This window comes from Bradyrhizobium sp. Kon37, assembly GCF_055807535.1.
The window spans coordinates 58579-84022 of sequence record NZ_JBVVOY010000006.1; the positions used below are offsets into that span (position 1 = coordinate 58579).

The following is a 25444-nucleotide window of genomic DNA, read 5'->3' on the forward strand; positions in this document are numbered from 1 at the left end:
ACAACCCGGGCCAGCGCGGCAGCACGATCCTGAGACCATAGCTTCGGCCGGGAACTCGACTTCCTCCATATATATGATCCCGGCCGCCTGGCATGCAAGCTCGTAGCCTCACGGGGAGCGTGGCGCGCGCGCCGCCGACGCTCTATATCCGACAGCGAAAAGGAAGCGTCAAAACATCGCAGGCGGCAACGATGACGGAAGCTGCGATCATGCCGAGCGAGACCCTCTGGCAGAAGATCCGCGACGAGGCGCAGCGCGCAGCGGCAGCCGACCCCATATTCGGCCGGACTCTTGGCGGTCTCATCTTCGCCCATGACGATTTTACCGCCGCATTGTCCGACCTGATCGGACGGCGGCTTGCGACAGCGCGGCCGAACGCGCGCGCTTCACGACATTTTCCCGCGATGCCTTCAATGGCCAGCCGAATCTGATCGAGGCGGCCGGCCGCGACTTGCAGGCCATCGTGCTCCGCGATCCCGCCATCACCGGACTGTTGGCGCCGCTGCTGCATTTCAAGGGCTACGTCGCCTTGCAGGCCTGGCGTGTCTCGAACTGGCTCTGGCATCACGACCATCGCGACGCGGCGCTGCTGTTTCAGAACGAGGCCTCGAACGTCCTGCAGGTCAGCATTCATCCGGCGGCGAGCTTGGGATCGTCGGTGTATCTCGACCACGCCACCGGCATCGTGATCGGTGCCGATGTGGCGATCGGCGACGAGGCCACCATCCTTCAGAACGTCAGCATTGGTCGCGGCACGGAACTGCCGGCGCGCTCGCCTCGCATTGGCCGCGGTGTGTTCATCGGCTCCGGCGCGACGATTCTCGGCAACGTCAGGATCGGCGATTTTGCAAAGATCGGCGCCGACACCGTCGTGATGAGCGACGTGCCCCGGGGTTGCACCGCAGTCGGCAATCCGGCGCGGCTGACCAATTGCCCAGAGCCCGCCTCGGCGGCCTGATTCGCCCTCAAGTCATCAGGCGACGTGCTCCTCGTTCAGGCGGCGCGGCGGTGGCGCTCGCCGCCATGATGCGGCCTGACCGGCTCCGAACTGGTCTGGCCCGGCGCGTCCAGCACTGCGACATGATGCCGGTAGACCATTTCCCAGCCCTTCCATCCCGTGAACAGGAGGATGCCGACCACGATCAGCGAGAGCGCCACGCCCCACGGCTTGACCGCAGCCTCCGCGCCTTGCGCATAACGGAGGTAGAAATTGATCAGGGCCAGCACGACCGCCGCCAGATTGCCGACCATGTGATACCAGGCATCGTTGAGGCTGCGGATACGGGCGTCGCTGAAGAAGTCGGTGAAGCCGGCCACGGCGGCAACGAGCGCCATGACGATGCCGGCGCCGATCAGCCATATCGCGGCTCTGGCCCAGAAGCCGTCGCCGGTTCCGATGAAGGCGAGATCGGCGATGGGCGCGCCGACCAGGAAGGCGACGGGGAACGGGATGATCATGGGGTGGAGCGGATGATCGCCGATGGCGGCGGTCGACTTGGGGTTGATGCTCATGGCAAAACCTCGCGAGGAGTGATTTTCGGGACAATTTTTCAGGCGAGGGCTGGTTCCTCCGACGGATGTCAGCAACAGCCGGGGCCGGCAGCTTGCCAACCACCTGCAACGCCTAGCTTTCCCGCAGCCAAATTCAGTCCCGGTAACCCCGAATTAACCATCGCCGGGCTCTGGTAATTGCGGACAATCGCGCCCAGAGCCCGAAGTCTGAGCCTTGGGGTCGGGCCCATAGTTTTGACATCTTGGCAGGGAATGCAGGCGGCTGGCTTTGGACGAGCCCTGCACCCCAGAAAGACAAAGCTTTGAGCGGGCTTGCCGGCCGCGCCGGTTCTAGCGCGGCTATTGGGGAACCGGCGGCCATTTGCTGGCCGGGACATTAGGTCGGGACATCAGGTAACGATCGCCTTGAGAGGATACTGCTTATGAATCCGGCCGACGTGGCTCAGTCAGCCCTTCCGGTTGCCGCTTCCGCGGACGTGTCGCTGATCGCGCTGTTCTGGCAGGCTCACTGGATCGTGAAAGCGGTTATGCTGGGGCTTCTCGCCTGCTCGGTCTGGGTCTGGGCGATCGCCATCGACAAGATCTTCCTGTTTGCCCGCACCCGCCGCTCGATGGACCGTTTCGAGCAGGCTTTCTGGTCCGGCGAGTCGATCGAAGACCTCTACCGCACGCTCTCGGCCAAGCCGACGCATTCCATGGCGGCCTGCTTCGTCGCCGCTATGCGCGAGTGGAAGCGTTCGTTCGAAAGCCAGGCTCGCTCGGTCGCAGGCCTTCAAATGCGCATCGACAAGGTCATGAATGTCTCGATCGCCCGCGAGGTCGAGCGGCTGGAACGCCGGCTGCTGGTGCTCGCCACCGTCGGCTCCGCAGGCCCCTTCGTCGGCCTGTTCGGCACCGTCTGGGGCATCATGTCGAGCTTCCAGTCGATCGCGGCGTCGAAAAATACCTCTCTGGCGGTGGTGGCCCCCGGTATCGCGGAGGCGCTGTTTGCGACCGCCGTCGGCCTTATCGCCGCCATTCCTGCCACTATTTTCTACAATAAGTTCACCTCCGAGGTGAACCGGCAGGCCCAGCGGCTCGAAGGCTTCGCCGATGAATTTTCAGCCATCCTGTCGCGCCAGATCGACGAGCGGGGCTGACGGACGGCATGTATAGTGTGAAGGGCAATTTGGGCACCAGACCATGGGCATGAACGTTGCGAGTTCGTCCGGAGGCGGTGGACGCCGTGGCCGGCGCAAGCCGGTCGTGGCCGAAATCAACGTCACGCCGATGGTCGACGTGATGCTGGTGCTGCTCATCATCTTCATGGTGTCGGCGCCGATGCTGACGGTCGGCGTGCCGCTCGACCTGCCGCAGACCCAGGCCAAGAGCCTCGAAAACAATGACCAGAAGCCGATCCAGATGTCGGTCGACATCAAGGGCAAGGTGTTCATCAACGACGCCGAGATCGCGATCAACGAACTGATCCCGAAGCTGAAGGCGATCACGGACGCGCGCGGCGGGCTCGAGGAACGCATCTATCTGCGTGCCGACAAGAAGGCGGATTACGGGACGGTGGCCAAGGTGATGGGCCAGTTGTCCGGCGCAGGCTTCAAGAAGCTGGCGCTCGTCACGGAAGCGGATCAGGGGTAAACCGTGAAGGTGAAGGTCGACAAGACACTCGTTGCGTCGATTGCCCTCCACGTTCTCGTGCTGGGATGGGGGCTCGTCACCTTTAGCAGCAGGGCTTTCGTGCCGGCCGAAGAGTCGCTGCCGATCGACATCATCTCCACCGACCAGCTCGCGCAGATGATGTCGGGGCAGAAGACCGGCGACAAGAAAGAGCCGAAGCCGAAGGTCGAGAAGATCGCGGAAGCCAAGCCCGAGGAAGACGCCGTCGGCAAGGTCACCGAGAAGAAAGAGCTGATCAAGACCAACTCGACGCCCGAACCGCCGCCAAAACCCGTCGAAAAGCCGGTCGAGAAGAAGCCCGAGCCGCCCAAGCCCGTGGCTGAGGCGAAGCCGAAGGAAGAGCCGAAGCCACAGGAAAAGAAGCCTGATCCGGCCAAGGAAGATCCGATCGCCGAGCTGCAGAAAAAGCTCGAAACCAAGAAGCCGCCGCCCAAGCCGGTGGAGCAGAAGGTCGCGGCGGTGCAGCCGCAGCAGCAGCCGAAGCCCAAGGAGCGCACGTTCGATCCCGCGCAGATTGCCCGTGACCTCGACAAGCGCGCGGCGACCCGGCACGAACTCGCCGGCTCGACGCTGAATGCGTCGGCCTCGCTGGGATCGACGAGCGGAACGGCCGCCAACAACGTTGCGACCTGGCGGGGGGCGTTCCAGGGGGCGGTGAAGCGCTGCTTCACGCCGACCTATAACGGGCAGGATGCCGATCAATACGAAGCCGACATCGACATTCCCATGAAGATCGACGGATCGCTCGCGTCCGAGCCGATCGTCGTCGCGGTGAGGGGGCCGTCGCGGTCGATCGCACAGGCGGTGGCGGAGAGTGCCAGACGCGCCATCGTGCAGTGCCAGGTCTATTCGTTCATGCCGAAGCAGCAATACGAGAGCTGGAAGCTCATTCCGATGACTTTCGGCCTGAAAGACATGTTGTGACATCCGAACAAAAGAATTTTGCGATGAATGACGTTCGCTCGATGAACCGCCGCCGCTTCATGACCCTGACCGGATCGACACTCGCGATGCTGGGGGGCGGACAAGCCTTCGCCCAGCAGCCGCAGGGACGGCTCCGCATCGATCCCACCGAGTTTCGGCCGATTCCGATCGCGATCACCAATTTTGTGCCGGGCTCGCCGGCCGACGGCGACGTTGGCAACGGCGTCACCCAGGTCATCACCAACAATCTGAAGCGCTCGGGCCTGTTCGCGCCGGTCGACCAGGCCGCCTTCATCGAGCGCATCAGCAACATCGACGTCGCGCCGCAATTCGAGAACTGGAAGACCCTCAACGCGCAGGCCCTCGTCACCGGGCGCATGACGCGGCAGCCGGACGGACGCCTCAAGGCCGAATTCCGCTTGTGGGACGTGGTCACCGGCCAGCAGCTCGCCGGCCAGCAATATTTCACCTCGCCGGAATATTGGCGCCGCATCGCCCACATCATCTCCGACCAGATCTATGAGAAGCTGACCGGCGAGAAGGGCTATTTCGACAGCCGCGTGGTGTTCGTCGACGAGACCGGGCCGAAGGAGCGCCGCGTCAAGCGGCTCGCGATGATGGACCAGGACGGCGCCAATGTGCGCTATCTGACCCGCGGCTCCGACCTCGTGCTGACGCCGCGCTTCTCGCCGAACTCGCAAGAGATCACCTATATGGAGTTTGGCCAGGGCGATCCGAAGGTCTACCTGTTCAACATCGAGACCGGCCAGCGCGAGATCGTCGGCAACTTCCCGGGCATGACCTTTGCCCCGAGGTTCTCGCCGGACGGCCAGCGCGTCATCATGAGCCTGCAGCAGGGCGGCAATTCCAACCTGTTCGTGATGGATCTGCGCTCGCGCTCGACGACGCGCCTCACCGACACGCCCGCGATCGACACCTCTCCGTCCTACTCCCCGGACGGCGCCCGCATCTGCTTCGAGTCCGATCGCGGCGGCAGATCGCAGATCTATGTCATGGCCGCGGGCGGCGGAGCGGCGCAGCGCATCTCCTTCTCCAAGGACGACAACAACGCCACCTATTCGACGCCGGTGTGGTCGCCGCGCGGCGATTACATCGCCTTCACCAGGCAAGGCGGCGGGCAGTTCTCGATCGGCGTGATGAAGCCGGACGGCTCCGGCGAGCGGCTCCTCACCTCCGGCTACCACAACGAAGGTCCGACCTTCTCGCCGAACGGCCGCGTGCTGATGTTCTTCCGCGATCCCGGCGGCAGCGGCGGGCCGTCGCTGTTCTCCGTCGACATATCTGGGCGCAACGAGCTGAAGGTGCCGACGCCGGGCTTCGCTTCCGACCCGGCATGGTCGCCGCTATTGTCCTCGACATCGGGCTAGCCGCTGCCCGCGGCGCGCGATGATTTGACCGCGCGCCTTTTCCGAAAACTTTGCCAGATGTTTCCCCGCGATAATTGTTCTTTAAGGTTGCACTCGGCAAACTTTTCCCATGGGTTTGTTTCTATTGATGTATTTCGACTATTGGTCACTCAAAACAACTCGACTTTAACGATGTTCCCTCAGAAAGACTTCATACCGGATCGGTAAAACTGCGCTCCAGACAGGACGCGCGTAAACACCAGATGCAGTTTGCAAGTCAGAGCGGAGAGCCGGAACAGCGGCCGCCGAAAACTTCGGCGGCGCAAATCGATTCGCTGTTCGAAGCGCCGGGCCCCTTGCTGGCCGGACTCATTTTCGTGTCGATCGGTGCGGCCCTCACCGCCCTGAGGACGGGAGAGCCGCTGATCTGGGCGTGCGTCGCACTTCTTGTGCTGGCCGGGTCCGCGCGCGCGATCGACCTGCGCCTCTATCAGGCACGTCAGGCGGTCATGACCGTCGAGGCGGCCGCACGCTGGCAGAAGCGCTATCAGATCGGGGCAAAGATCCAGGCGGCTGCGATAGGCATCTGGTGCGCTACCGCCCTGTTAGCCACGGACGACGCCGTGGCCCACATGATCGCCTTGTCGGTCACCACCGGAATCGCGGCGGGCGGCGCGGGCAGGGCATATGGCCGGCCTGCGATCTTCCACCTCCAGGCCGTGCTGATTTTCGGTCCGGCCGTGCTTGCCTTGGCGCTGCGTGGAACGCCCTACTACATCGCGATGGCGCTGGTCAGCGGCGCGTTCCTGATGGCGATCATGCAGCTCTCGGTGAATCTGCACCGAATCTTCATGGGTGCGGTCGTGGCTCGGGAACGTGAAGCCGCGCTCGCCGGCCAGTTCGATACGGCGTTGAACAACATGCCGCACGGCCTCTGCATGTTCCGCGTCGACGGACAGCTGGCGGTCATGAACCACCGCTTCGGCGCAATGATGAACCTGCCGGAAGGTCTCGCGCAACGCGGCATCAACGCGCGTGACATCGTCGCGGCGTGCGTCAGCGCCGGATCGATCTCGGCTGGCAGCGGCGAGCGGATCGTCGCGGACATCGAGAGTTCGCAAGCCAAGGAGATCATCACCGCCGATCCCGACACGCAGCGAAACCGGTCGTTGTCCTGGACTGTCCAGCCAATGGCTGACGGCGGCGCAGTGGTGCTGCTCGAGGACATTACCGACCGTCGCAGCGCCGAAGCCAAGATTACGCATCTGGCGCGCTACGACGACCTCACCGCGCTCCCCAACCGCGTTCATTTCCGCGATGAGATCGAAAGGCTGCTGGCGATCTCGCACGACGCCGAGCGCCTGTCCGCGCTGCTGTTCGTCGATCTCGACCAGTTCAAGCAGGTCAACGACACGCTCGGCCATCCCTGCGGCGACCAGCTGCTGTGCGCGGTCGCCAACCGTCTGCGCGAGATGCTGCGCCCCGAGGATTTCGTCGCCCGCTTCGGCGGTGACGAATTCGTCGTGTTCCAGGAGAACATCTCCTCGCCGGAGGACGCCGCCGCGCTGGCGCGCCGGATCGTCGAACGGCTGAGCGAGCGCTACCGCATCGACAATCATCTGGTCGAGATCGGCGCCAGCGTCGGCATCGCGTTGACCTCGCCGGAGGGCGTCAGCGCGGACACGCTGCTCAAGAACGCCGACATGGCGCTGTACCGGGCCAAGGCCGACGGCCGCGGCACCTTCTGCTTCTTCCGCGACGAGATGGCGGCGACCGTCGAGGCGCGCCGCATCCTCGAGCTCGACCTGCGCAAGGCGCTGGCCAACGAGGAATTCGAGCTGTTCTACCAGCCGCTGGTCAATCTGAAGTCCGGCAAGATCACGACGTGCGAGGCGCTGCTGCGCTGGAATCATCCGGTGCGCGGCACGGTCTCGCCGGTCGACATCATCCCGGTCGCCGAGGACATGGGGCTGATCGTCGATCTCGGCCGCTGGATCCTGCGCCGCGCCTGCATGGAATGCATGAAATGGCCGGAGGGCGTCAACGTCGCCGTCAACTTCTCGCCGCAGCAATTCCACCAGCGCGACGTCTTGAGTGAAATCCGCTACGCACTCGAGGTTTCGGGGCTCCCGGCGCATCGGCTGGAGATCGAGATCACCGAATCCTCGCTGTTGCGCAATACCCAGCTCACGCACGACATCCTGTCGCAATTGCATGCGATCGGCGTGCGCATTTCGCTGGATGATTTCGGCACCGGCTATTCGAGCCTCAGCTACCTGCACAATTTCCCGATGCAGAAGGTGAAGATCGACCGCTCCTTCCTCGAAGGCATCGACGCCGACCGGCCGCTGACGCTGCTGCGCGGCGTGGCGCGGCTGTCGGCCGATCTCGGCATGGCGGTCGTGGTCGAGGGCATCGAGACCAATGATCAGCTCGAGCTGATCAGCGCCGACGGCACCGTGACCGAAGGGCAGGGCTATCTGTTCAGCCGGCCGGTGCCGGCAGTCCGGATTCGCCAATTGCTCAATGCCTCGCATGGCCGTCGCGGGGCTGAGGACCAGATCGTCATGGTGTCCTCGCGATCGATCGCCTGATCTTTCACTGCCTGCTCCTTCAACGCCTTGGCTCTTGTGCGCGCCCCGTGTTTTTGCGGGCCGCAAAGGTTAACCCTAACGTTTCTAAGCCTTTGCAATTCCGTTAATGAACCATTAATCTCGTCACACTCGCAGAAGTTGCTTTGGAGTGTAGGGGTACTGGATGACGTCTGGAGCTGAACCGCAAACGGTGCTCCTTCCGCGGGGAGCCGCTCTGTTTGACCGCATCGATTACCGCCTGATCGAAACTCCCGAGGACCGAGACAACCTCTATCTGATGCGGTACCGGGCCTATCTGCACGCCGGACTGATCGAGCCGTCGGAGTCGCGGCGCGTGACCGATCGCTTCGACGATGCGCCCAACACCTGGAATTTCGGGGTCTATGTCGATGGAGAGCTCTGCAGCTCCGTTCGCATTCACGTCCTAACGTCCGACTGGCGGATGTCCTACACGACCGAAGTGTTTGGCGACGTCCTGCATCCCCGCCTCGACCGCGGCGAAGTTCTCATCGATCCATGCCGGTTTGTTGCCGATCCCGAAAAGCACCAGCGTTTTCCGGAGCTGCCCTATCTGACGGTGCGGCTGGCTTTTGTGGCTTGCGATCATTTCAACGCCGACACCGGGCTGGCCATGATCCGGACCGATCATCAGGCGTTTTATCGTCGCATCTTCCTGCACGAGACCATTTCACCGGAGCCGCGCGGGTTTCCGGGCTGGCCCACCAAGAAGGCCGTGCTGATGGCGTCCGATTTCCGGAACCAGCGGGAAAAGGTGCTGACGCGCTTTCCGATCATGCGCTCCAGCGCTTTCGAGCGGCGCATGTTGTTTCAACGCAGCAGCCCGCGCCAGGCGGCCCCGCGCCCAGTGTCGCTGGCGACGCAGCGGACCCCGGACGTCGCCTCGGCGACTGGTTCTGCCCGCTAGGCCCCAGGTCTGGGCCGAGGGTCTCGACTGGATCTCCACGCCACGAGCCTAAAATTCCAGCAAACGCCGGCGTTTTTGCCGGTCGGCGCGGCTTGCCTTCACCGTCGCGCCACATTTACAACCCATTAACCATGACGGTTGCTTTTCGCTGGTTGGGGGCATTTGACCGGCTGTGGCAAGGTTCCATCAAGGTTGACGGAACGTTCGCTTAACCAACCCCCTGTAGACCGGACAGCAGTGGACGAAACGTGAGCGTGGAGGCTCCGGAATGAAACATCCTATGCGCATCCTCCAGGGATTGAAGCTGGCCGCGGTGCTTGCCGTCGCGTTGTCGATGGGTGCCTGCGCCAACAAGAACGCTGCCACGGATGCGATGGCCAACGCGGCGACGCCAGGCAGTCAGCAAGACTTCGTCGTCAATGTCGGCGACCGCGTGTTCTTCGAAAGCGACCAGACCGATCTGACCCCGCAGGCGATCGTGACGCTGGAGAAGCAGGCGCAGTGGCTCCAGAGCTATCCGCGCTACAGCTTCACCGTCGAAGGTCATGCCGACGAACGCGGCACCCGCGAATACAACATCGCGCTCGGCGCCCGCCGCGCCCAGTCGGTGCGTTCGTTCCTCGCCTCGCGCGGCATCGATCCGAACCGCATGCGCACGATCTCGTACGGCAAGGAGCGGCCGGTGGCCGTTTGCAACGACATCTCCTGCTGGTCCCAGAACCGGCGCGCCGTCACCGTGCTGAACGCGAGCTCCTGACACTCAGGCGCCGTTCATCTTCAGAAACCGATTATGCCGGCGCCCTCTCGGGCGCCGGTTTCGTTTCAGCGATCTGTGACGGAAACCCCTTTGTTTCAGTCACAGTTTTGGCGTACTCCCCTTCAATGTGTGGCGCGTCGAATGTTCGGTCGCAGGCCATTTCGCTTTCGTCGTCAGGGCAAGATGTCATCCAGATTTAAGGTCTTCACCGGCACCGTGGCGATCGCCGCGCTGCTCTCTTTGTGCTCGCCCGCCCTCGCACAGTCGGACGATGCAGATCCCGAGATGCGGATCGAGCGGCTGGAGAACCAGTTGCGCCAGCTCACCGGCCAGAATGAAGAGCTGCAGTATCGCAACCGCCAGCTCGAAGAGCGGCTGCGAGCGCTCGAGGGCGGCGCGCAAGCTGCGCCCGGCCAGACGCCGGTCCAGCCCAATGTCGCGGCCATGCCGCCCGCGCAAGCCGCGCCGGCCTATCGCCAGCAGCCGCCGCACCAGCAAGCGGCCCAGCCGAATTACGAGCAGCCGCAGATCGCCTCTCCGGCACCGATCGTTCAGGAGCAGCCTGCGCCCGGCGCGCCGGGCATGCGCCGCCGCGGCGATGCCTTCGACCCGAACCAGAGCCCGAATGCGCCGGGTGCGCCGCGCGCGCTCGGCGGCGGGCAGCAACCGATGCCTGCAGGTGCCCCGAGCGGCGCGCCCGGCGGCCGTGGCGCCGGCGAACCGCTTGATCTCGGCAACAGCGGCGCTCGCTATCCGCAGGCGACCGCACCCCAGGCTGCGCAGCCCGGCTATCCGCCGGCCCCATCCGGCTCTCCCGCGCCGGCAGGCGCCCCGGCGCTGACGACCCTGCCGCCCTCGGCCACGCCGCGCGACGAATTCGACCTCGGCATCGGCTACATGCAGCGCAAGGACTATGCGCTGGCCGAACAGACCATGAAGAACTTCTCGCAGAAATATCCGAGCGACCCGTTGCTCGGCGACGCGCAATACTGGCTCGGCGAGAGCTATTTCCAGCGCCAGCAATATCGCGACTCCGCGGAAGCCTTCCTCGCCGTCACCACCAAATACGACAAATCCGCCAAGGCGCCGGACGCCCTGCTGCGGCTCGGCCAGTCGCTGGCCGCGCTGAAGGAGAAAGAGGCCGCGTGCGCCGCCTTCGGCGAAGTCGGCCGCAAATATCCGCGCGCTTCCGCCGGCGTCAAAGCCGCGGTCGACCGCGAGCAGAAGCGCGTGAAGTGCTGACCCCGGAGCGATTGATCCTGACAAGATTGATGGCGCTGCGCTAAACATTCGGTCCATCCGCGGACGATTGCAGCGTCATGTCAGAGGACAATTCCCCGATCTCGGCGCGTGAGGCCAAGCGCCTCTTCGCAGGCCTGAAAGGCGCGCAGGGACTGTTGCTCGCGGTCTCCGGCGGGCCCGACTCGGTCGCGCTGATGTGGCTTGCGGCGCGCTGGCACCGCAGCCTTGCGCGCGGCCCGCGTCTCACCGTCGTCACCATCGACCACGGCTTGCGGCCGGAGGCGGCGCGCGAGGCGCGCGAGGTCAAGCGTCTGGCGACCGGGCTTGGCTTGCCGCATCGGACCCTGCGCTGGCGCGGCGCCAAGCCGAAAACGGGATTGCCGGCCGCCGCGCGCGAAGCCCGCTACCGCCTGCTCGTGCAGGCCGCGCGCATCGCCGGTGCGAGCCACGTGCTGACCGCCCACACCCGCGACGACCAGGCCGAGACCCTGTTGATGCGGCTTGTCCGCGGCAGCGGATTGGCCGGGCTGTCGGCGATGGCCCGTCTCACCGAGCGCGACGGCGTCGTTCTTGCGCGTCCACTGCTCGATGTCCCGAAGTCGCAGCTGATCGCGACCTTGAAGCGGGCGAAGATCGGCTTTGCCGACGATCCCACCAACCACGACGCTGCCTTTACCCGGCCGCGGCTGCGTGCGCTGCTGCCGCAGCTCGCGGCGGAGGGCGGTGATGCCCGCAGCCTGGCCCGGCTCGCGGCAAGGTTGGCGCGCGCCAATGCGGCCGTCGAGGTGCTGACCGATGGAGCCGAGCGCTTCCTCCGTTTGCGGGATCGCGGCGATGCGCCGCAGGCCGGCGTTCGAAGCTTCGAGGCCCCCATGTTTGCCGCCCTGCCGGAGGAGGTCCGGCTGCGGATCCTGCTGCGGGCCATCAACGCGTTCGGGCATGAGGGACCGGCGGAACTCGGCAAGGTCGAATCCCTCCTGGCCGTGCTCGATCAGGCCATTGCCGCGCGCGCACCCGCAAATGGCCGGCCGGCCCTGAAGCAGACGCTTGCGGGGGCCTTGATCAGCCTTGCCGGGGGACGGATCCGCATCGCGCCGGCGCCGGCCCGGCGCAAGCGTGGATAAGGCTGGATAAGGGCGGATCATCGCACCGGCCGTTTCGAGACCGCGCCGTGAGGACACCTTAACCAGGCAGGAAAAACCCGGATCCGGGCGCCATTATTTCAGCGGGAATCGGACTAAGATGGGCTAAATAGTCCCATCTCGTTCCCTTGGCAGCGACCGGAGCGACACCTAGATTGTATCCGTCTAACCGAGAGGATTCCTTGGGGATTTCCTCGCGCTGCCCAAATAACTGCCCAAGGCTCAGGCCGCGATCCGCGCGACCACGAAGGAAGATCGATGAACGCCAATCTGCGCAATTTCGCCCTCTGGGTCATCATTGTCCTGCTGCTGTTGGCGTTGTTCACGCTCTTCCAGAATCCGGGTCAGCGCGCCTCCTCGCAGGACATCGCCTTCTCCCAGCTCCTGAGCGAGGTTGACCGCGGCAATGTGCGCGACGTCGTGATCCAGGGGCCGGACATTCACGGCACCTTCACCAACGGCTCGAGCTTCCAGACCTATGCGCCGAGCGATCCGACGCTCGTGAAGCGCCTCTATGACAGCAAGGTGCAGATCACCGCGAAGCCGCCCGGCGACAACGTGCCGTGGTTCGTCTCGCTGCTGGTCTCCTGGCTGCCCTTCATCGCGCTAATCGGCGTGTGGATCTTCCTGTCGCGGCAGATGCAGGGCGGCGCCGGCAAGGCGATGGGCTTCGGCAAGTCGCGCGCAAAAATGCTGACTGAAGCGCATGGCCGCGTCACCTTCGAGGACGTTGCGGGCGTCGACGAGGCCAAGCAGGACCTGCAGGAGATCGTCGAATTTCTGCGCGACCCCGGCAAATTCCAGCGCCTCGGCGGCCGCATTCCGCGCGGCGTGCTGCTGGTCGGCCCTCCCGGCACCGGCAAGACCCTGATCGCGCGTGCGGTCGCGGGCGAAGCCAACGTGCCGTTCTTCACCATTTCGGGTTCGGACTTCGTCGAGATGTTCGTCGGCGTCGGCGCCAGCCGCGTCCGCGACATGTTCGAGCAGGCCAAGAAGAACGCGCCCTGCATCATCTTCATCGACGAAATCGACGCCGTCGGTCGTCACCGTGGCGCCGGCCTCGGCGGCGGCAATGACGAGCGCGAGCAGACGCTGAACCAGTTGCTGGTCGAGATGGACGGCTTCGAGGCCAATGAGGGTGTGATCCTGATCGCCGCGACCAACCGTCCCGACGTGCTCGATCCCGCGCTGCTGCGTCCCGGCCGCTTCGACCGTCAGGTCGTGGTGCCGAACCCTGACGTCGTCGGCCGCGAGCAGATCCTCAAGGTCCACGTCCGCAAGGTGCCGCTGGCGCCGGATATCAACCTCAAGACCATCGCGCGCGGCACCCCGGGTTTCTCCGGTGCCGACCTGATGAACCTCGTCAACGAAGCCGCGCTCACCGCCGCCCGCCGCAACAAGCGGATGGTGACCCAGGCCGAGTTCGAGGAAGCCAAGGACAAGGTGATGATGGGCGCCGAGCGCAAGTCGCTCGTGATGACCGAGGAAGAGAAGCTGCTGACGGCCTATCACGAGGGCGGCCACGCCATCGTCGGCCTCAACGTCGTCGCGACCGACCCGATCCACAAGGCGACCATCATTCCGCGCGGCCGTGCGCTGGGTATGGTCATGCAGCTGCCCGAGCGTGACAAGCTGTCGATGTCGCTGGAGCAGATGACCTCGCGCCTTGCCATCATGATGGGCGGCCGCGTCGCCGAAGAACTGATCTTCGGCCGCGAGAAGGTGACTTCGGGTGCGTCGTCGGACATCGAGCAGGCGACGCGTCTGGCGCGCATGATGGTGACGCGCTGGGGCCTGTCCGAGGCGCTCGGCACCGTGTCCTATGGCGAGAACCAGGACGAGGTTTTCCTGGGCATGTCGGTGTCGCGCACCCAGAACGCATCGGAAGCGACGGTTCAGAAGATCGACACCGAGATCCGACGTTTCGTCGAAGAAGGCTACAACGAAGCGACGCGTATTCTCACCGAGAAGCGCGCCGATCTCGAAGCTCTCGCCAAGGGCCTGCTCGAATTCGAGACGCTCTCCGGCGACGAGATCATCGACCTGCTCAAGGGCAAGAAGCCGAACCGCGAATCTGTGCTCGAGCCGACCACGCCGCGCGCCTCCGCCGTGCCTCCGGCCGGCAAGTCGCGCCCGCGGCCCGATCCGGATCCCGGCCTGGAGCCGCAGCCGCAGGCGTAATCGCGTACGGCAGATTGAATTGAAAAACGCGGCGGAAACGCCGCGTTTTTTGTTGGGTGGTGCTTTTCGAACGTGGGCAACTGAGCGTCTCGCGACGAACAGGTAGGTGCGCAAAGCCGCCCTTGCGCAGTGCCGACCATCTCTGGGGCGCCGCCGTTGGTGGCACCCTTACCTTTGCTGGCTCTCCGATCCTCGCGACTCATGGCCATTGGAGTCTGCGGTGATGTCGTGGCATGCTCTCCTCAAATAAAGGTGCGGCTCGACCGCGCAGACAAAGGGGAGGGCAAGCCGATGCGCTTTGCGAGGGCATTGGGCGCGCTTGGCGCCGTATCGTTCCTGATAGTCTCATTCCCGTCCGCTCCATCCGCCGCCGCGGAAATGCGCGGCGTCACCGCGACCGAGATCAGAATCGGCCAGACCATGCCCTATAGCGGGCCGGTGTCGGCCTTCGGGGCGCTCGGCAAGGGCGAGGTCGGCTATTTCAAGATGCTGAACGAGAAGGGCGGCATCAACGGCCGCAAGGTCAATCTGATCTCGCTCGACGACAGCTACGCGCCGCCGAAATCGGTCGAGCAGACCCGCAGGCTGGTGGAGAGCGACGAGGTGGCGCTGATCTTCTCCTCGATCGGTACCGCCCACAACACGGCGATCGCGAAATACCTCCAGTCCAAGAACGTGCCGCAGCTCTTCATCGGCTCCGGCGCCTCGAAATTCGCCGACGTCGCGCAATATCCGCAGGCGACGATGGGCGTGCAGGCGCCGTTCCGCTATGAAGCGCGGCTCTATGCGCGTTACGCGCTGGCGAAGAATCCGAACGCGAAGTTCGCCGTTATCTCGCAGAACGACGATTACGGCCGCGACTATCTCGCCGGGCTGAAGGACGTGCTCGGCGAGAAATACGATAGCGTCGTCACGGGCGCGACCTACGAGATCCAGGACCCGACCATCGATTCCCAGATCGTGAAGCTCAAGGCCTCGGGCGCCGATGTATTCGTGATCGCGGCGACGCCGAAATTCGCGGCGCAAGCGATCCGCAAATCCTTCGAGATCGGCTGGCGGCCCATGACGTTCCTGTCTAACGTTGCGGTGTGGGTTTCGACGGTGATGGAGCCTGCGGGACTGGAAGCCGGCACCGGCATCCTCTCCACCGCTTACGTGAAGGACCCCGACGATCCCGCCTGGAAGGACGATGCCGGCGTCAGGGGCTGGCGCGAGTTCATGACCAGATATTTGCCGGAGGCCGACCAGCACGACACCAATTACGTCAACGCCTACAACAGCGCCATGGCGCTGGAGGCGGTGCTGAAAGCCTGCGGCAATGATCTGTCGACCGAGAACATCCTCAAGCAGGCGTTTGCGATCCGCGATCTCGAATTGCCGATGCTGCTGCCCGGCATCAAGGTCAGTACCGGCACCACCGACCATGTCCCGGTCGACCAGATGCAGTTCATGCGCTTCAATGGCAAGAGCTGGGAGCGCTTCGGCGAACTGCAAACGGGCAATTGATGATTGATGAGGGATCGGCTTTTTGGTCGAACCAATGCGAGTCCGGAACTCGGATCATCTCTCTCGATCGGGGAAGGTTTGACTTCCTGGACGCCCAATTCAAAGCGCCGAGACGGATACTGAAACCCCGATCAGCCCGCGAACGCTTGCTATGTCTGCTACGCCCTCGGAAGCGAGGAGCGGCAACTCGCCTTGGCGCGTCGACCACGGGCCATTCGCATCGTTTGGCCGCGCGTCGACCATTTCCAGTCCACCCCCGAAAGGCGACATGAGGACAGGCGTTCGTTCGTTTGCGCCGGCCATAAGTGTCCGTGCAGTTCATAGACTTACGGTGTGGATGGGCGGACATGAGCCTGCTACGTTGACTCCGTTCGGGAAACGGAGGGAAGGAAATGGTTACACGAGCCAAAGCATGTCTCGGTGTAGCGGTGTTCGTTGCATACCTTTCCACCAACGCCGCCACCTTGGCGGGAGAATTGGTCAGGTTCGAAAGTGCTTCCGTTCACGTCGGCCAACTCCAACAGCGCCTGGCGCGCGAACGTGGCGAAACGCCGAAAGCAGCGTCTGAAACGATTGAGGGGTACCTGTCGAAACCTGAGGGCGACGGCCCATTTTCCGCCATTGTGTATCTCCACGGATGCGATGGACTTTCGGAAGACGCCCGAACGTACAACGCGCGGGGCTATGTGTCGCTTATGCTGGATAGCTTTGCGACCCGTGGCATCAAGAACGCCTGCACCCAGGTGACGCCGGGTCTGCTGCTTACCCGCCAAGGTGATGCTTTAGGCGCGCTATCCTATCTTTCCAATCTTCCCTTCGTCGATTCTCACCGTATCGCGGTTATTGGATATTCGCAGGGTGCAATGGTTGCGCTGCAGTTGGCGTCGAACCATCAGGCGGAAATCTTTGACGTCCCCCGGGATCGAAAGTTCAAGGCCGCCGTGGCCTACTACCCGCTTTGCGGCGTCGCTTCCGAGGAACTCATCGTTCCTGCATTGATCATGATCGGCGAACTCGATGACTGGACGCCCGCGACGGACTGCGAGCGTTGGATGAAGCGGCGGGCCGACAGGGGAGCACCCGTAAAATTGATCGTCTATCCCGGTGCCTATCACGCCTTTAATTCCCCGGCCTTCGCCGACGGCAGGGAATATCTCGGACATTGGCTCAAATATGATCCCACCGCGGCCGCCCAGTCAGTCCAGGAGATGCGGAGTTTCCTCGCTGCTCAATTTTCCCATTAAGTGACGGCGAGGCGAGTGCGCGGCATCGGCATCACGCATCGTCCGCCTCGGGTCAGCGGCGAAGTGGCCCGAGTGCCTGTTCAAGTCTGCTTCACCCTTTGAAGCGGACGTCCCATTCACGGGAGCTACGTTTTCACTTCGGCGGCGTCGCAGCCGCATTGTCCCGAACATGGATCACTGCGATATCGTCCGTATAGATCCGCTTCCAGCCCTTGAGCATGTCCAGGATCTGCGGTCCGGCCGCGTCGGCGGCCAATAGCGTTGCGTCGATCTTGTATTCGTCGAGCAGCCGCGGAAGCAGCTCGGGCTTCTTGCCCTCGGTCGCCTTGAAGAAGTCCATGACGAAATTCTCGCCATAGAGCTCGGCTCGGCCGTCGACGTAAACAGGGATGTCGCGCGAAATCAGATAGCCGCCGAACTGATAGGCGTTGAAGACGCGCTGGACCTTGCGTTGTTCGAGCAAGTCGACTGCCGCGACCGGAGTCTGCGTCATGGTGAAGGTGAAGTGGTGATGCTGCATGTAAAGCGAGGTCGAGGTCCAGCTCGCGGCGACGATCATCAGCGCGCCAAGCGCGGTGACATAGCGGGCCGGCCAGCGGTCGGCACCGGTTGCGTCCGGCTGCGGGCGCGAAGCCAGCTGGCCCAGCGGTTTTGCCAGCACCAGCGGCACCAGGAACGCGAACGCCTCGATGCTCCTGACGTGGGTCAGCGCGCTCCAGGTCAGGAACAGGATCAGGAAGATCCTGGGCGCCGAGAGCACGAGGCCGCGATAATAGCCGAACGCGATCAGACCGAGCAGGGCGCCTTCGAACGAGGAGAAGGTGGCAAAGTTCGCCGGCATCCATTCGAAGATCAGCGAGAGCAACTCGCCCAGGCCCAAGATATTGCTGGCGCCCAGCAGCGTTCTCCAGCCGTACGGCGTACAGCAGCTCGCGACCAATGCGCCGATGCCGAATAGCACCCAGCGCAGGAACAGCTGCAGCCGCCGTCCTTTCTCGGCGTGCTCGACGGCCTCGAGCGAAATCGGACCGATCAGCGCCAGACCGAGCACGAAGCCGCCATGCAAGTTCGCCCACAGCGCCATCAGCGGCAGCCAGTACCAGGACGGCGCGCTCCTGCGGTCGGCGGCCGCCATCAACAGGCCGACCCACGCCACCATGACAGGCAGCGCCAGGATATGCGGACGCGCCAGGACGTGATGCAGCGACAGCAGCAGGGCCAGCATCGCAAACAGCACTGCGCGCGGTGCCTCGATCTGCAGGTCGAGCAGATAGACGAAGATCGCGGCCGTGAGCGCGACTCCCGTCGCGGTGAGGATAACGGGACCTGCCCAGCCCAATTGCGCATAGGAGAGAGCGAACAGTACCTGCGACAGCCACGACGTCGAAATCCACGGCGCGCCCGTCCGCGTGAAGGAATAGATGTCCGTGTACGGCATGGCGCCGTGATCGAGGATCCATCGTCCGATCTTGATCTGCCAGAACGAGTCGGAGTCCTGAAGCAGCGTGTCGCCGACATACATGAAGAAGAGATAGGCGCCCGCACCGACGCACAGCGGCACCAGGGCTCGCGCACGACCTTGCACCGTGATGCTGTTGGCAAAGGAAAGGGACATGCCGCCTCGTCGTCCTGTTGTTTTGTCGGGGTGCCGAGCGATCGACATTGGACCACGGCGGGCATAATTCCGGGTAAACCGGGGATGCCGGGCTGGCTTGATGTCTCGACAATTTAACGGATCGTTTTAGATTTTGGTTTACCATCGGCGGATACACGCAAACCGCTCTGTGTTTCCGCAGTCGAATTAACTGCGGCGCAATTCTTTGCCACTACGTTCGGTTTCATGGTCGAGCGGCGCTGGGAAGCCCAAACAGACCAGATCAGTTGTAGCCTCGTGTACTCATTTGGAGCTCTTTATGAAGAACCTCGTTGCGAATTTCGCGAAAGATGAATCCGGCGCCACCGCCATTGAATACGGTCTGATCGCCGCCGGTATCGCGCTGGCGATCATCACTGTCGTCAATAACCTGGGCTCCACGTTGAACGCCAAGTTCAACTCGATCTCGTCCAGCCTCAAGTAAGACTGAACGAACCAAGAGTAGAAAGAGCCTTGTCCCGGACAAGGCTCTTTTCTTTTGTGCCAAGCCTTTTGTGCCAAGCCTTTCGTGCCAAGTCTTGTTCCGGCCAAGACTTGTTCCAGCAAAGTCTTGTTCTAGCGAAGTCCTTTCTTCGCCGAAGCCGTCGCGTCCATGCGAGTCCGCGACGGTTAAACGCCTGATCCGTGGTTCACGGTGATGAGGGTGGTTTCGCCGGTGCGTCGTCGCGGACGTGGATGACGGCAAGGTCATCCGCGTAGAGCCGCTTCCAGCCCGGCACGTGGTCCATGATCCTTGCGGCGGGAGTCGATCCGTTCAGCAGTGTGGCGTCGATCTGGTAGGTATCAAGCAGACGCAGCAGAGTCTCCGCGTTCTTGCCCTCGATGGCGTCGAAATAGTCAAGCACGAACTGCTCTCCATACAGCTCGGCACGGCCATCGATGAAGGTCTTGATATTGCGGAAGATCAGATAGCTCCCGATCGGCGCGGTGCTGAAGATGCGTTGCGCGTGCCGCTGCTCGAGCAGGTCGACTGCAGCCCGAGGGGTCGGATTGCCGATAAAGGCATACCGCGTCGGCGTGGCATAGGACCGCGTGATACTCCAGCTGGTCGCAACGATCACGAGCGCGGCGATCGCGGTCACTACAAAGGACGGCCGTGCTTCAGCCCGTGCGAGCACGACCGCTCTGGCCGCGCCCAATTGTTCGCTCAACGGTTTCGCCAGCACGAGCGGGGTCAGCAACGCAAAGACCTCGATGTTTCTGACGTGGTTGAGTGCCGCCCAGACCAGGCCGAGCAGCAGAAGAATGCGGGTCCACGGCAGCACCAATCCTTTGTAGTAGCCGAGGGCGATCAATCCGAGCAGGCTGGCACCAAACAAGTCGAACGAGCTGAAATCAGCGGGCATCCACTCCGAGATCTGCGAGAGCAACTTGCCTAGGCTGAGGATTTTCGCCGATGCGAGCGGCGTATTCCAGCCATAGGGCGTGCAGCAGCTTGCGGCAAGCGCAGCAAGCCCGAACAAGGCCCAGCGCGACGCCAGTGCAAAGCGGTCCTTGCGATCGGTGGACGCGATCGCATCGAGGCCGATGGGTCCAATCAGCGCCAGCCCCATGACGAAGCCGCCGTGAAGATTGGCCCATAGCGCCATCAAGGGAAGCAATAGCCACGAGGGCGCGGTGCGCCGATCGGCGGCCGCCAGCAGCCCGCCGACGAAGGCCAGCATGACAGGCAGTGCCAGCATGTGCGGGCGGGCGAGAAAGTGGCCCATCGACATGAAGAGGAGCGGGGTGACGAGCAGAAAGGCGCGCACAGGCTCCAGATAGGGCTCAAGCAAGTAGACGAAAATCGCCGCCGTCGCTCCGATCGCGAGCGACGTCAGGATAACTGCCCCCGACCAGTTCGACGGCTCGTAAGCCAGCGCGAACAGGACTTGTGATAGCCAGGAGCTCGAGATCCAGGGCTCGCCGGCTCGCGTGAAGGAATAGATGTCGGTGTAGGGCAGGGCGCGGTGTTCGAGAATCCACTGCCCGATCTTGATCTGCCACAGCGTATCGGTATCCCGCAGCATGATGTCGCCGATGCCCAGGAAGAACAGGTAGACGCCGGCGGCGATGCAGAACGGCAGAAGCCAGCGCGCAACACCGCGGACGGGCACGCTGCTTGTCATGGAAATCGACATCGGACTCTCGGGGCTGAAACGACAGCACGCAGCAGCGCGCAAGCATCGGCAACCTGAGCATGATCGCTTTTAAGTTGAGGTAAACCGGATCGTCATACCGCGGCCGCGCCAAGCAAGAATGCGTTTACCTGCTCTCCTCGCGTCGAAGTTTGCGTCGCGCGCATATGCTCATTTGCGTCTTGTGTTCCGCCCTGAATAGTTGTTCAGTTCTTGAGGGCGATTTGGGCGAAGATCAGCGAAAAAGCATGCGGTCGAGCTTTGCGCCGGACCGGATGCTGGGGACAGGAAGCGCGCCATGGTTTATCGGCGGACGCATCAAGTGGTGAAGCGCCTTGCGGCCCGGCGCAGTGCGATACTGGCGGCGGCGCGGGAGGCGGCGGCGGAAGGCGGGATGGCGGCGGTGCAGATTGCGCCGGTCGCGCTTCGCGCAAGCGTCGCTGCGGGTACGGTCTACCGCTACTTCCCATCCAAGGCCGATTTGATCTCCGAATTGATCGCCGAAGTCTCCCGCGACGAGCTCACGGCGATCCGGCGAGCCGCCGATGCGGCGCCGGGGCCGTCTTCGGCGCTGGCGGCGGCGGTGACCACCGTGGCGGTGCATACCCTGTCACAGCGCAGGCTCGCCTGGGGCATCCTGGCCGAGCCGGTCGATGTCGATGTCAGCGCTTCACGTCTCGCCAGCCGGCGCGAGATCGCAGGCGAGATGGCCTCGCGGATCGACGCCGCCGTGCGCGCCGGCCACCTGCCGGCGCAGGACACCGCGCTCGCCGCCACCGCGCTGCTCGGCGCCCTGCACGAGGCCCTGGTCGGACCGCTTGCGCCGGACAATCTCGACGATCCCGCCAGGATGCGCGATGCCGTGCAGACCGTGACGCTTTTGGCGCTCCGCGCGGTCGGCGTCATGGACGCTCGCGCCAGGGGTCTCGTCGTACAGCAGACGCTGCTGCCGGCGGCGAAAGCGCTGGTTGGGGCCTAAAACGTCAGCCTGATCGACCGGCGGACCTGATCGCGCCCAGGCCATTGCCAGAGCTCGCCTTTGCGAAAAACCCCAGCACATGCGCCGGACCCGCCGGCTACTGTGCATGGGGTTGTTTTCGACATTTTTGTTTGCCGCGTGTTAGCGGGCCTAGATATTCGCTTCGCCCTCGGGGCCGACCGAGGCGATGCGCACCATGTTGGTGGTGCCGGGGATGCCGAGCGGCACGCCGGCGACGATGATCACGCGCTGGCCCGCCCGGACTAAGCCGTCGCGGAACGCGATCTGGCCGGCGCGGCTCACCATGTCGTCCTGGTCGCGCGCATCTTCCGCCACCACACAATGTATGCCCCAGACGACCGACAGCCGGCGTCCCGCCGCGACGTTCGGCGTGATCGCCACGATCGGCGGCTTCGGCCGCTCGCGCGCCACCCGCACGGCGGTCGATCCCGAGCTGGTCCAGCAGATCAGGGCCGGCAGGTCGAGCGTCTCGGCGATCTGCCGCGCGGCGTCAGCGATGGCATCGCCGGCGGTGGCTTCCGGGGCGGGCCGCTGTGCCGTGATGACGGAGCGATAGATCGGGTCGCGCTCGACCTCCTCGCCGATGCGGTTCATGGTCGAGACGGCCTCGACCGGGAATTTGCCGGCCGCCGATTCCGCCGACAGCATGATGGCGTCGGCACCTTCGTAGACGGCTGTGGCGACGTCGGAGACTTCGGCGCGGGTCGGCACCGGCGACTGGATCATCGATTCCAGCATCTGGGTCGCGATCACCACCGGCTTGCCGGCGCGCCGCGCCATGCGTGTCATCTGCTTCTGCAGGCTCGGCACGCGTTCCAGCGGCAGCTCGACGCCGAGGTCGCCGCGCGCCACCATCAGGGCGTCGGAGGCGTCGATGATGTCGGCGAGGCGATCGATCGCCTGCGGCTTCTCGATCTTGGCCATCACTGCCGCACGGCCGCGGATCATCTTCTTGGCCTCGAGCACGTCGTCGGCGCGCTGCACGAAGGACAGCGCGATCCAGTCGACGCCGGTGACCAGCGCCGCTTCGAGATCGGCGCGGTCCTTCGGCGTCATCGCCGAGACCGGCAGGTCGGTGTCGGGCAGGCTGACGCCCTTGCGGTCGGACATCCGGCCGCCGACCACGACGCGCGTCACCGCGTGATCTTTCGAGGTCTCCTCGGCGATCAGCCGCACCTTGCCGTCGTCGAGCAGCAGCGAATGGCCCGGCCGCAGCGCGGCCAGGATCTCCGGATGCGGGAGCTGGACACGGGTGGTGTCGCCCGGCGTCTTGTCGGAATCGAGCGTGAAGGTCTGGCCGTTCTGGAGCTGGACCGCGCCTTCGGCGAAGGCACCGAGCCGGAGCTTTGGCCCCTGGAGATCGACCAGAATGCCGATCGGCCTGCCATAGCTGCTCTCGACGTTGCGGATCGTCGCCACGAGCTCGCGCATCTTGTCATGCGGGGTGTGGCTCATGTTGATGCGGAACAGGTCGGCGCCGGCCTCGAACAGGCGGCGGATCATCGCGAGGTCCGAAGAAGCAGGTCCCAGAGTCGCGAGAATCTTGATACGGCGAAGACGCCTCATGGCTTATTTCCAGACGGGGGCGAGGGAGCTGGCGGGAGGCCAGGCGCGGCGGGGGGCGTACCACCGGGCGGGCCATTGGGCAAACCCGGAACCCCCGGGCCAACCGGGCCGGGGAGACCGGGTACGCGCTGCTGTTTTGACGGCTGCTCGTTGGCATCGGTGAGCTGCACGGTCCAGGCCCGCTGCTCGCCGGTATCGACCTCGAAATAGCCGGTCCGGTCATAGCCGCGCGCGAGGCAATCCTCGGTGCCGCGGATGGTGAACTCCTTGTCGCGCGAGCACATGAAGGCCTGGCCCGACCATTCGCCGCCGCGGTCATAGTCGATGGCGTAGATGTAATAGAAACGGGCCACCAACGTTCCCCGCAGCAGGGTCTCGCAGGAACGGGAGGAGATGTTCCACCAGCCCTCGGTGGTCCAGCCCTCGGCATCCTTGTAGCCGAGCGCGATGCCGACCCGGCTCGACGTGTTGTTGCAGAGCCGGAAATCGGCCGAGGCTGGGCTAGCCCAGAAACATAGCAAGCCAACCACCAGCACCGGGACCAACCGGGCGAGCAGGCGAAGGGGGGAGCGGGGAGATTCGGCGATCATTGTCGCGGAAGCTATATCAGATCATTGACGATTTGGCGTAGGGCCCGGGAACTGCCCGAAGCCGGTTTCGCGCCCGTGTGCGCCGCGATATGGCAAAATCTGTGACAGGCCCCACCTGATCTCGTAAGGGTGACCCATCCAGGTCACAGCCAATTTCGCAAAGCCGAGGGATCCAGCCATGGCAATCGACGACAAAACCAGAACGGAACTCGAGGCTGCCGCTTTCCGGCGCCTGGTCGATCATTTGAAGACGCGGACAGACGTCCAGAACATCGACCTGATGAATCTCGCAGGCTTCTGCCGCAACTGCCTGTCCAACTGGCTCAAGGACGCCGCCGACGCCCAAGGCGTCGCCTTGAGTAAGGACGAGAGCCGGGAAGCCGTCTATGGCATGCCTTACGAGGCGTGGAAGTCGAAATACCAGGGCGCGGCCACGCCTGAGCAGCTCGATGCCATGAAGAAGGTTCATCCCGGGCACTGAACGGCCTCGCCGGCAGCCTGCTGCACAGTGCCTTGAGTCGCATCACACAACAGCTTTCTTCGACGCATCGTAGGAAGGTGTGGGCGCGCTGTGGACGAGCGCGATGCTGCCTTGAACCCGAGAGGTCCGAACCCTAAGGGTCTAACCAGCACGCGCGGTGAGGATGCCGGCGTCACCTCGTTTTGCCAGTTCCATTGGGAGTACCAAGATGGCCACCTCCGCCGCCGTCCGCGACGACGAGCCCGCGACGAAATTTGCCAAGGACCAGCTCAAGTCCATCATCGAGCGCATCGAGCGGCTGGAGGAAGAGAAGAAGGCGATCTCCGACGACATCCGCGACGTCTTCGCCGAGGCCAAGGGCAATGGCTACGACGTCAAGGCGCTGCGCACCATCGTGCGCATGCGCAAGCAGGACCCGAACGAGCGCGCCGAGGCCGAGACGATCCTCGAGACCTACATGCAGGCACTGGGAATGATCTGAGCTTATCGGTGTCGTCCTGGCTTTCGCCAGGGCGACACCATGTCGATCGAAGGAGACCGCGGTGACTGCGCCGCCGCTGCCGCGCGAGGTAAGCCGTGCCTACGACGCTTTTCCGGCGTCGATCGGCAAGCGCATGCTTTGGGTGCGCGAGCTGATCTTCGCGACCGCCGCGGCGCATGAAGGCATCGGCCGTCTCACCGAAACGTTGAAATGGGGCGAGCCCGCTTATCTCACCGAAGAGACCGGCAGTGGCAGCACGATCCGGCTCGGCCGCCTGAAGGACTCCGCGCACGCCGCGATTCTGTTCAACTGCAAGACGACGCTGGTCGATACCTTTCGCGAACGCTTTCCCGATCAGTTCGAATATCGGCAGACCAGGGCGCTGCTGTTGCCGGTGTCGGGCAAGCTGCCGAAGCAGGACCTATCGGTCTGCCTGTCGCTGGCGTTGACGTATCATCTGGATCGACGAAGGAAGAAGCGTTAGCGGCGC

Annotated in this window: 22 protein-coding genes and 1 pseudogene; 18 read left to right on the plus strand and 5 right to left on the minus strand. The window is 63.9% G+C overall.

Annotated features, from left to right (window positions below; all coding sequences use genetic code 11):
- Positions 1 to 191 precede the first annotated feature (191 nt).
- Positions 192 to 958, plus strand: a pseudogene (locus tag AC0L3J_RS15200) (serine acetyltransferase domain-containing protein).
- A gap of 35 nt (positions 959 to 993) precedes the next feature.
- On the opposite strand, the gene AC0L3J_RS15205 reads toward AC0L3J_RS15200, so the two are convergent.
- Positions 994 to 1512, minus strand: a complete 519-nt coding sequence (locus AC0L3J_RS15205) for a DUF2231 domain-containing protein (RefSeq protein ID WP_473347527.1) — start codon at positions 1510 to 1512, stop codon at positions 994 to 996.
- Positions 1513 to 1934: 422 nt separating this feature from the next.
- On the opposite strand from AC0L3J_RS15205, the gene tolQ reads away from it, so the two are divergent.
- The 12 genes from tolQ (at position 1935) to AC0L3J_RS15265 (ending at position 17065) form a co-directional block, all read left to right on the plus strand.
- Positions 1935 to 2651, plus strand: a complete 717-nt coding sequence (gene tolQ, locus AC0L3J_RS15210) for a protein TolQ (RefSeq protein WP_007596319.1) — start codon at positions 1935 to 1937, stop codon at positions 2649 to 2651.
- Positions 2652 to 2694: 43 nt separating this feature from the next.
- On the plus strand, positions 2695 to 3144 hold the full coding sequence (tolR, locus tag AC0L3J_RS15215; RefSeq protein ID WP_018453789.1) for a protein TolR: 450 nt from the start codon (positions 2695 to 2697) through the stop codon (positions 3142 to 3144).
- A gap of 3 nt (positions 3145 to 3147) precedes the next feature.
- Complete coding sequence (locus tag AC0L3J_RS15220; RefSeq protein WP_473347528.1) at positions 3148 to 4107, plus strand: protein TolA; 960 nt, start codon at positions 3148 to 3150, stop codon at positions 4105 to 4107.
- A 41-nt stretch (positions 4108 to 4148) separates the two neighbouring features.
- Positions 4149 to 5495, plus strand: a complete 1347-nt coding sequence (gene tolB / locus AC0L3J_RS15225) for a Tol-Pal system beta propeller repeat protein TolB (RefSeq protein WP_007596313.1) — start codon at positions 4149 to 4151, stop codon at positions 5493 to 5495.
- Positions 5496 to 5737: 242 nt separating this feature from the next.
- Entirely contained in the window at positions 5738 to 8068 is a 2331-nt protein-coding gene (locus AC0L3J_RS15230) for a putative bifunctional diguanylate cyclase/phosphodiesterase (protein ID WP_456768023.1), read from the plus strand.
- Positions 8069 to 8231: 163 nt separating this feature from the next.
- Positions 8232 to 8993: an N-acyl amino acid synthase FeeM domain-containing protein gene (locus AC0L3J_RS15235; protein WP_456768024.1), complete on the plus strand. Its 762-nt coding sequence runs from the start codon at positions 8232 to 8234 to the stop codon at positions 8991 to 8993.
- 268 nt (positions 8994 to 9261) lie between these two features.
- Complete coding sequence (pal, locus tag AC0L3J_RS15240) at positions 9262 to 9750, plus strand: peptidoglycan-associated lipoprotein Pal (protein WP_007596304.1); 489 nt, start codon at positions 9262 to 9264, stop codon at positions 9748 to 9750.
- 183 nt (positions 9751 to 9933) lie between these two features.
- On the plus strand, positions 9934 to 10992 hold the full coding sequence (gene ybgF / locus AC0L3J_RS15245; protein ID WP_473347529.1) for a tol-pal system protein YbgF: 1059 nt from the start codon (positions 9934 to 9936) through the stop codon (positions 10990 to 10992).
- Between the two features lie 77 nt (positions 10993 to 11069).
- Positions 11070 to 12116 carry a tRNA lysidine(34) synthetase TilS gene (gene tilS / locus AC0L3J_RS15250; protein ID WP_473347530.1) on the plus strand — a complete coding sequence of 349 codons (1047 nt, stop codon included), beginning with the start codon at positions 11070 to 11072 and terminating at the stop codon, positions 12114 to 12116.
- A 276-nt stretch (positions 12117 to 12392) separates the two neighbouring features.
- A complete protein-coding gene (gene ftsH, locus AC0L3J_RS15255; RefSeq protein WP_007596301.1) occupies positions 12393 to 14315 on the plus strand; it encodes an ATP-dependent zinc metalloprotease FtsH in 1923 nt (640 codons plus the stop codon).
- A gap of 291 nt (positions 14316 to 14606) precedes the next feature.
- Entirely contained in the window at positions 14607 to 15821 is a 1215-nt protein-coding gene (locus AC0L3J_RS15260) for an ABC transporter substrate-binding protein (RefSeq protein WP_473347531.1), read from the plus strand.
- 392 nt (positions 15822 to 16213) lie between these two features.
- A complete protein-coding gene (locus AC0L3J_RS15265) occupies positions 16214 to 17065 on the plus strand; it encodes a dienelactone hydrolase family protein (RefSeq protein WP_473347532.1) in 852 nt (283 codons plus the stop codon).
- Positions 17066 to 17198: 133 nt separating this feature from the next.
- Here the strand turns inward: AC0L3J_RS15265 and AC0L3J_RS15270 are convergent, their stop codons facing one another.
- Positions 17199 to 18680, minus strand: a complete 1482-nt coding sequence (locus AC0L3J_RS15270; protein ID WP_473347533.1) for a hypothetical protein — start codon at positions 18678 to 18680, stop codon at positions 17199 to 17201.
- Between the two features lie 298 nt (positions 18681 to 18978).
- On the opposite strand from AC0L3J_RS15270, the gene AC0L3J_RS15275 reads away from it, so the two are divergent.
- Positions 18979 to 19143 (plus strand): Flp family type IVb pilin, encoded by a 165-nt coding sequence (locus tag AC0L3J_RS15275; protein WP_456768028.1) that lies wholly within the window; start codon positions 18979 to 18981, stop codon positions 19141 to 19143.
- A 205-nt stretch (positions 19144 to 19348) separates the two neighbouring features.
- Here AC0L3J_RS15275 and AC0L3J_RS15280 read toward each other — a convergent pair whose 3' ends face one another.
- Positions 19349 to 20839 (minus strand): hypothetical protein, encoded by a 1491-nt coding sequence (locus tag AC0L3J_RS15280; protein ID WP_473347534.1) that lies wholly within the window; start codon positions 20837 to 20839, stop codon positions 19349 to 19351.
- A gap of 295 nt (positions 20840 to 21134) precedes the next feature.
- On the opposite strand from AC0L3J_RS15280, the gene AC0L3J_RS15285 reads away from it, so the two are divergent.
- A complete protein-coding gene (locus AC0L3J_RS15285) occupies positions 21135 to 21815 on the plus strand; it encodes a TetR/AcrR family transcriptional regulator (RefSeq protein ID WP_027520003.1) in 681 nt (226 codons plus the stop codon).
- A 150-nt stretch (positions 21816 to 21965) separates the two neighbouring features.
- Here the strand turns inward: AC0L3J_RS15285 and pyk are convergent, their stop codons facing one another.
- Together pyk and AC0L3J_RS15295 are read right to left on the minus strand one after the other, a co-directional pair.
- Positions 21966 to 23402: a pyruvate kinase gene (gene pyk / locus AC0L3J_RS15290; protein ID WP_473347535.1), complete on the minus strand. Its 1437-nt coding sequence runs from the start codon at positions 23400 to 23402 to the stop codon at positions 21966 to 21968.
- Positions 23399 to 23992: a DUF1036 domain-containing protein gene (locus tag AC0L3J_RS15295; protein ID WP_027570349.1), complete on the minus strand. Its 594-nt coding sequence runs from the start codon at positions 23990 to 23992 to the stop codon at positions 23399 to 23401. The genes pyk and AC0L3J_RS15295 overlap by 4 nt, the downstream gene beginning before the upstream one ends.
- A gap of 178 nt (positions 23993 to 24170) precedes the next feature.
- Here AC0L3J_RS15295 and AC0L3J_RS15300 point away from each other — a divergent pair, with 178 nt between their 5' ends.
- The 3 genes from AC0L3J_RS15300 (at position 24171) to AC0L3J_RS15310 (ending at position 25438) form a co-directional block, all read left to right on the plus strand.
- Complete coding sequence (locus tag AC0L3J_RS15300) at positions 24171 to 24473, plus strand: DUF1244 domain-containing protein (protein ID WP_007596287.1); 303 nt, start codon at positions 24171 to 24173, stop codon at positions 24471 to 24473.
- A 208-nt stretch (positions 24474 to 24681) separates the two neighbouring features.
- Positions 24682 to 24954 carry a DUF2312 domain-containing protein gene (locus tag AC0L3J_RS15305; RefSeq protein WP_007596286.1) on the plus strand — a complete coding sequence of 91 codons (273 nt, stop codon included), beginning with the start codon at positions 24682 to 24684 and terminating at the stop codon, positions 24952 to 24954.
- 61 nt (positions 24955 to 25015) lie between these two features.
- Positions 25016 to 25438, plus strand: coding sequence for a DUF1801 domain-containing protein (locus AC0L3J_RS15310; RefSeq protein ID WP_473347536.1), 423 nt, complete (start codon positions 25016 to 25018; stop codon positions 25436 to 25438).
- Positions 25439 to 25444 lie beyond the last annotated feature (6 nt).

Coding starts and splice junctions, on each gene's coding strand:
- AC0L3J_RS15205 (WP_473347527.1), bottom strand. CDS start 1,512: ATGAGCATCAACCCCAAGTCGACCGCCGCCATCGGCGATCATCCGCTC.
- AC0L3J_RS15305 (WP_007596286.1), top strand. CDS start 24,682: ATGGCCACCTCCGCCGCCGTCCGCGACGACGAGCCCGCGACGAAATTT.
- pyk (WP_473347535.1), bottom strand. CDS start 23,402: ATGAGGCGTCTTCGCCGTATCAAGATTCTCGCGACTCTGGGACCTGCT.
- AC0L3J_RS15265 (WP_473347532.1), top strand. CDS start 16,214: ATGGTTACACGAGCCAAAGCATGTCTCGGTGTAGCGGTGTTCGTTGCA.
- tilS (WP_473347530.1), top strand. CDS start 11,070: ATGTCAGAGGACAATTCCCCGATCTCGGCGCGTGAGGCCAAGCGCCTC.
- AC0L3J_RS15235 (WP_456768024.1), top strand. CDS start 8,232: ATGACGTCTGGAGCTGAACCGCAAACGGTGCTCCTTCCGCGGGGAGCC.
- tolB (WP_007596313.1), top strand. CDS start 4,149: ATGAACCGCCGCCGCTTCATGACCCTGACCGGATCGACACTCGCGATG.
- AC0L3J_RS15270 (WP_473347533.1), bottom strand. CDS start 18,680: ATGTCCCTTTCCTTTGCCAACAGCATCACGGTGCAAGGTCGTGCGCGA.
- AC0L3J_RS15285 (WP_027520003.1), top strand. CDS start 21,135: ATGGTTTATCGGCGGACGCATCAAGTGGTGAAGCGCCTTGCGGCCCGG.
- tolQ (WP_007596319.1), top strand. CDS start 1,935: ATGAATCCGGCCGACGTGGCTCAGTCAGCCCTTCCGGTTGCCGCTTCC.
- AC0L3J_RS15295 (WP_027570349.1), bottom strand. CDS start 23,992: ATGATCGCCGAATCTCCCCGCTCCCCCCTTCGCCTGCTCGCCCGGTTG.
- AC0L3J_RS15275 (WP_456768028.1), top strand. CDS start 18,979: ATGAAGAACCTCGTTGCGAATTTCGCGAAAGATGAATCCGGCGCCACC.
- AC0L3J_RS15230 (WP_456768023.1), top strand. CDS start 5,738: ATGCAGTTTGCAAGTCAGAGCGGAGAGCCGGAACAGCGGCCGCCGAAA.
- pal (WP_007596304.1), top strand. CDS start 9,262: ATGAAACATCCTATGCGCATCCTCCAGGGATTGAAGCTGGCCGCGGTG.
- tolR (WP_018453789.1), top strand. CDS start 2,695: ATGGGCATGAACGTTGCGAGTTCGTCCGGAGGCGGTGGACGCCGTGGC.
- AC0L3J_RS15280 (WP_473347534.1), bottom strand. CDS start 20,839: ATGTCGATTTCCATGACAAGCAGCGTGCCCGTCCGCGGTGTTGCGCGC.
- AC0L3J_RS15260 (WP_473347531.1), top strand. CDS start 14,607: ATGCGCTTTGCGAGGGCATTGGGCGCGCTTGGCGCCGTATCGTTCCTG.
- ybgF (WP_473347529.1), top strand. CDS start 9,934: ATGTCATCCAGATTTAAGGTCTTCACCGGCACCGTGGCGATCGCCGCG.
- ftsH (WP_007596301.1), top strand. CDS start 12,393: ATGAACGCCAATCTGCGCAATTTCGCCCTCTGGGTCATCATTGTCCTG.
- AC0L3J_RS15300 (WP_007596287.1), top strand. CDS start 24,171: ATGGCAATCGACGACAAAACCAGAACGGAACTCGAGGCTGCCGCTTTC.